The following is a 5,346-nucleotide window of genomic DNA, read 5'->3' on the forward strand; positions in this document are numbered from 1 at the left end:
GCGGGCTATACCGAGGATGCCGATTGGGCCAAGTTCCTGGTCGACCAGGGTACGACGCCGGAGGCCTACCGCGAGAACATGATCCGCTCCGTGGCGAGCAACTTCCTGATCGATAGCGCCGTCCGCGAGTACGACATCACCGTGTCGGACGAGGAAGTTGACGCCGAGTTCGAGCGCTCGGCCGAGAGCTATGGCGGCGTCGACAAGATGATGGAGATTCTCCAGCAGATCGGCTACACCGAGCAGGCGTACAAGGACTCCCTGCGCAGCAGCATGCAGAAGAACAAGCTGCGCGAGAAGGTTGCCGCTGTCGATGCGCCCTCCGACGCCGAGGTCCTGGAGTACTTCAACCAGAACATCGATACGTACAACGACGCCCGCCGTTCCGAGAACCTGCTGATCAAGGTTGCCTCCGATGCCTCCGACGAGGACAAGCAGAAGGCGAAGGATAAGACGCAGGAGATCCTGGATAAGATCAACGCCGGCGAGGTCTCCTTCGAGGATGCGGTGAAGGAGTATTCCGACGACACCGCTTCCGCCAAGAACGGCGGCGACGTGGGCTACGACAAGCTCACCTCGTTCGTGACCGAGTACCAGGATGCGCTGGGCGCCCTGCAGAAGGACCAGATCAGCGGCATCGTCGAGACCACGTACGGCTACCACATCATCAAGTGCACCGACGTCTTCAAGGTCGAGGGCCAGGCCACGTCGATCGACCAGCTGCCCGCAGAGATCCGCGACTACATCGCCAACATCATCGAGTCCAACGCCGAGTCCGATGCCTACAACACCTGGCTGAACGACTACACCGACAAGGCCGAGATCAAGATCAACGAGATGCCCTCCGACGTCCCGTACAACGTGGACCTTTCCAAGGCCGCCGAGGCTAAGGACGAGGACAAGGCTCAGGAGAACCCGGCTACCACCGCCGACGAGTCCGCCGAGAAGAGCGAGTAGGGGACGGCCATGACTAAGGACGAGCTGCAGCAGCAGATGATCGTCGCCATGAAGGCGAAGGACAAGGTGCGCCTGTCCATTATCCGCCAGGTCATGGGCGAGGTGAAGAACATCGAGGTCAACGAGCGCCGCGATGCCACCGAGGAAGACGTCAACGGTATGATCAAGCGCCTCATCAAGCAGACGAGCGAGACGTTGGAGATGTCGCGCCAGGCCGGTAACAACCAGGAGCGCACCGACACCCTCACCGAGCAGGTGTCCATCCTGGAGAGCCTGCTGCCCGAGCAGGTGAGCGGCGACGCCCTGGTAGCCCTGATCGAACAGGTTATCGCCGAGACCGGCGCTTCGTCCCGCAAGGATATGGGCCGCGTGATGGGCGCCCTCACGGCTGCTACCGGCGGTAACTTCGACAAGCCGGCGGCTGCCAAGGAGGTTGGCGCGCGCCTCGCGTAAGAAGCGCGCGGGCGTTGCAAGCGCGGGAGCGTTCGATGTTCCCGGACGAGCCAACGAGCATGTACACGGGTGCGACCACGGCGTCGCACCCGTTTTTTGTGCGCCGTGCGGCCGTGGGCGGGTATAGCACTCGCAGGAATCCTGCGGTTTCTTCGTGGGCAGCTGGTTACATGCGGATAAGACCCCGTAAAATGGGAAAATATTTGAATCATTCTGTGGTACTTCGGTCTGCTGTTTATCGCGTCACGTATGAGCTGCGCGGCCAAGCATGCCTGGAATGCGCAGCGCATTTGCACATTTCTCAGGTCATTGGTACTATCGCTCCAGCAAATACATTACTAGAATAAAGTGCAGCCGATTCGCGGCACGACAACGCGCTGCGTGGCAACGGCATAACGGGAAGGAAACGAACATCATGGCCGATATGATTGAGATCAAAGGGCTCAACAAGTTCTTTGGCGACCTTCATGTCCTCAAGGACATCAACCTCACCGTCAAGGAGGGCGAGAAGCTCGTGATCATCGGCCCGTCCGGCTCGGGCAAGTCGACCCTCATCCGCTGCGTGGACTACCTGGAGGAGCCCACCACCGGCGAGGTCGTTATCGACGGCACCCCGCTCACCAAGAAGAACCACCTAGAGATGGCGCGCAAGTACAGCTCCATGGTGTTCCAGCAGTTCAACCTCTATCCCAACATGACGGTGCTGGGCAACCTCACGCTCGCTCCCATCAAGCTGCAGAAGAAGAGCAAGGAGGAGGCCACCAAGGTCGCCATGGCGGCGCTCGAGCGCGTCGGCCTCGCCAACAAGGCGGGCGAGTATCCGCAGAACCTTTCCGGCGGCCAGCAGCAGCGCGTGGCCATTGCCCGCGCCCTGTGCACCAAGCAGCCCATCATCCTGTTCGACGAGCCCACCTCCGCGCTGGATCCCGAGATGGTCCAGGAGGTGCTCGACGTCATGATCGAGCTCGCGCAGGAGAACATCACCATGATGTGCGTCACGCACGAGATGGGCTTCGCCCGTCAGGTGGCCGATCGCGTCATCTTTATGGACGACGGCCAGATCCTGGAGGAGGGCACGCCCGAGCATTTCTTCGAGAATCCGCAAAACCCGCGTTGCCGCGACTTTCTTGCCAAGATCTTGCACTAGCGCTCGCGCGCGGCGCCGCCGGCATTCCCGCGGCGCCTCTGCTTTGACTTTCGTCACCAGCGCGGCCTGCGCACGAGCGGCCGCTTGAGTACAACCCGAAGGGAAACAACCATGGAAATGAATCGTCGTCAGTTCGTTCAGACGTTCGGCCTCGCCGCTCTCGGTCTTGCGGGTGCGGGTACGCTCGCCGGTTGCGGCGGCGGCAACGCCGGCTCCGGTTCCAGCGCTAACGCCTCCTCCAAGGTCGAGGCCATCAAGAGCCGCGGCAAGCTGAAGGCCGGCGTTAAGAAGGACGTTATCGGCTACGGCTACCTCAACACCGCCACCAAGGAGTATGAGGGCCTCGAGATCGACCTGTGCTACCAGATTGCCGCCGCCGTCCTGGGCGTTTCCTACGACGAGGCGAAGAAGCAGAAGCTCGTCGAGTTCACCGACGTCACGCCCAAGACCCGCGGTCCGCTGATCGACAACGACCAGCTCGACATCATCTGCGCCACCTACACCATCAACCCGCAGCGCCAGGCCGAGTGGGACTTCTCCACGCCCTACCGTACGGACCACGTGGGCATCCTGGTGAAGAAGGCCGCCGGCATGAAGTCCATGGCCGACCTCGACGGCAAGATCATCGGCGTCTCCCAGGGCTCCAACACCAAGGATATGGTGCTGGGCATGCTCAAGGACGAGGGCTTCGACGCCAAGCCGGACTTCCAGGAGTTCCCCGACTACCCGTCCATCAAGTCCGCCCTCGACGCTGGCAACATCGACGCCTTCGCCATGGATCGCTCCACGCTCAAGGGCTACACCACCGATGACTGCGAGCTCCTCCAGCCCGAGATCGAGTTCGGCGCCCAGGACTACGGCATCGCCACCAAGAAGGATTGCGACCTGTCTCCGGTCGTCGACGATACCGTGAAGGGCCTGCTCGAGAACGGCTGGATCGAAGAGGATATCGCCGCCTGGGGCCTGCTCTAAGTTGATAGCGGGAGCGGGTGCCCGCCGCGATGCGCGCGGCGCCCGTTCCTGGTACGGTGCGCCCGGATGGAGCCATCTGCCCGGGCGCTCAGTCCGATAATGGCACGTTGGAAGGATCTATATGCTAGAGGGACTCCTCGATCCCACGCGATGGGAGCTCACGCTGGCCGAGAGCGGTCCGCTGTGGGAGGGCTTCGGCTTCACCCTGCAGGTGGTCGCCGCCGGCCTGCTGCTCTCCCTGGTGCTGGGAACCATCTTGGGCGTGTTCTCCACCACGCGCTCGCGCGTCCTGCGCGCTATCAGCCGCGTGTACGTTGAGTTCTATCAGAACACCCCGCTGCCGGTGCAGGTGTTCTTCATGTACATGGCCGGCCCGCAGATCCTGCAGGCCATCACCGGCGCCGCCATGCCCGTGCGCATCCCCGCGTTCGTGCTGGGCTTCATGGGTGTGGGTCTGTATCACGCGGCCTATATCGCCGAGGTCATTCGCACCGGCATCGAAGCGGTTCCGCGCGGCCAGATGGAGGCGGCGCTTTCGCAGGGCTTTACCCGCGTGCAGGCGTATCGCTACGTGATCTTGCCGCAGACGTTCAAGATCATCCTGCCTCCGCTGTGCAACCAGGCGCTCAACCTGGTAAAGAACAGCTCAGTGTTGGCGCTCATCGCCGGCGGCGACCTTATGTACAACGCGGACAACTTCGTGTCCACGTATGGCTATCTGCAGGGCTACGTGCTGTGCTGCTTCATGTACTTCCTCATCTGCTTCCCGCTGGCCATTCTCGTCCAGTACCTGGAGCGCCGCTCCAAGCAGCGTCCGCGCGCCAAGGTGATTCCCGGCATTACGCCCGAGCCCGCGAAGGAGGCGTAATCGATGGAGCTTTTCAACGCAGACAACCTGTCGTTCATCATGAACGGCTTCTTCAAGACGATCGAGATCTCCATCCTGGCGATCATCTTCTCGCTCGTGCTGGGTACGATCCTGGCCATGGTCAAGCAGTACTGCACCGGTAAGCTGCGCCCGCTGTCGTGGCTGGTGAGCGCGTATATCGAGCTCTTCCGTTGCACGCCCAACCTGCTGTGGATCCTGTTCATCTACTTCACGGTGAAGGGTACCGACGTCTTCATTTCGGTGCTGGCGTTCACGATCTTCACCTCGGCGGTTATGGCCGAGATCGTTCGTGGCGGCTTCAACTCGATTCCCGCCAGCCAGTTCGAGGCGGCGCGCAGCCAGGGTTTCGGCTTCTTCGCCACCATGCGCTACATCATCTTGCCGCAGACGTTCAAGACCATCATTCCGGCGCTGTTCAGCCAGTGCACCACGGTGATCAAGGACAGCTCGTATCTGGCGGGCGTCAACGTGGCCGAGTTCATGTACACCACCAAGGTCGTTATGGCGCAGACCACCAACCTGGGCCAGGTGCTCATGCTGTACGGTTTCGTGTTCGCGCTGTACTTCGCCCTCAACTTCAGCATCTCTCTGCTGGTGCGTCGCTACCAGCGTCGAGTTGTTGCAGCATAAACTACGCGCCCGGCGGACAACCGGGCGTTCGCATATTCGGTTGACCTCGATAGAGGAGGGTTTGACATGGGACTCATCAAGCATGCCATCGAGGCACGCGTTGCGGCCGAGGAGGCCGAGCGAGCCGGCCAGCCGGTCGTGATCACCATTGCGCGCGATTTCGGCGCCGAGGGACACGAGATCGGCAAGATGCTGTCGACGCGCCTGGGTATTCCACTGTACGACAACGAGCTGCTGGTGCGCTCGGCATCGCGCTCGGGCGACTCGGTGGACAAGATGGCCGCTTACGACGAGCAGA

7 protein-coding genes are annotated in these 5,346 nt (G+C 61.7%); all 7 read left to right on the top strand.

Annotated features, from left to right (window positions below):
* Positions 1–957, top strand: a 957-nt coding sequence (locus I2E26_RS03625) for a peptidylprolyl isomerase (RefSeq protein ID WP_195419642.1), incomplete at its 5' end; no start/stop codon positions are given.
* A gap of 9 nt (positions 958–966) precedes the next feature.
* Positions 967–1,410 carry a GatB/YqeY domain-containing protein gene (locus tag I2E26_RS03630; protein WP_195419643.1) on the top strand — a complete coding sequence of 148 codons (444 nt, stop codon included), beginning with the start codon at positions 967–969 and terminating at the stop codon, positions 1,408–1,410.
* 415 nt (positions 1,411–1,825) lie between these two features.
* Positions 1,826–2,557 (top strand): amino acid ABC transporter ATP-binding protein, encoded by a 732-nt coding sequence (locus tag I2E26_RS03635; protein ID WP_147587708.1) that lies wholly within the window; start codon positions 1,826–1,828, stop codon positions 2,555–2,557.
* 111 nt (positions 2,558–2,668) lie between these two features.
* Complete coding sequence (locus tag I2E26_RS03640) at positions 2,669–3,529, top strand: transporter substrate-binding domain-containing protein (RefSeq protein ID WP_195419644.1); 861 nt, start codon at positions 2,669–2,671, stop codon at positions 3,527–3,529.
* 121 nt (positions 3,530–3,650) lie between these two features.
* Positions 3,651–4,397: an amino acid ABC transporter permease gene (locus I2E26_RS03645; protein WP_147587706.1), complete on the top strand. Its 747-nt coding sequence runs from the start codon at positions 3,651–3,653 to the stop codon at positions 4,395–4,397.
* A 3-nt stretch (positions 4,398–4,400) separates the two neighbouring features.
* The gene (locus I2E26_RS03650) at positions 4,401–5,048 is read left to right on the top strand and encodes an amino acid ABC transporter permease (RefSeq protein WP_147587705.1); all 648 of its coding nucleotides are present in this window, start codon (positions 4,401–4,403) and stop codon (positions 5,046–5,048) included.
* Between the two features lie 66 nt (positions 5,049–5,114).
* A partial coding sequence (locus I2E26_RS03655; RefSeq protein WP_195419645.1) for a cytidylate kinase family protein occupies positions 5,115–5,346 on the top strand: 232 nt, incomplete at its 3' end.

Origin of the sequence: Collinsella sp. D33t1_170424_A12, from assembly GCF_015554865.1 — a bacterium.
GTDB lineage: Bacteria > Actinomycetota > Coriobacteriia > Coriobacteriales > Coriobacteriaceae > Collinsella.

Bases quoted from the DNA above. Each gene is read 5' to 3' on its own strand.
- I2E26_RS03630 (WP_195419643.1), top strand. From the start codon at position 967: ATGACTAAGGACGAGCTGCAGCAGCAGATGATCGTCGCCATGAAGGCG.
- I2E26_RS03635 (WP_147587708.1), top strand. From the start codon at position 1,826: ATGGCCGATATGATTGAGATCAAAGGGCTCAACAAGTTCTTTGGCGAC.
- I2E26_RS03640 (WP_195419644.1), top strand. From the start codon at position 2,669: ATGGAAATGAATCGTCGTCAGTTCGTTCAGACGTTCGGCCTCGCCGCT.
- I2E26_RS03645 (WP_147587706.1), top strand. From the start codon at position 3,651: ATGCTAGAGGGACTCCTCGATCCCACGCGATGGGAGCTCACGCTGGCC.
- I2E26_RS03650 (WP_147587705.1), top strand. From the start codon at position 4,401: ATGGAGCTTTTCAACGCAGACAACCTGTCGTTCATCATGAACGGCTTC.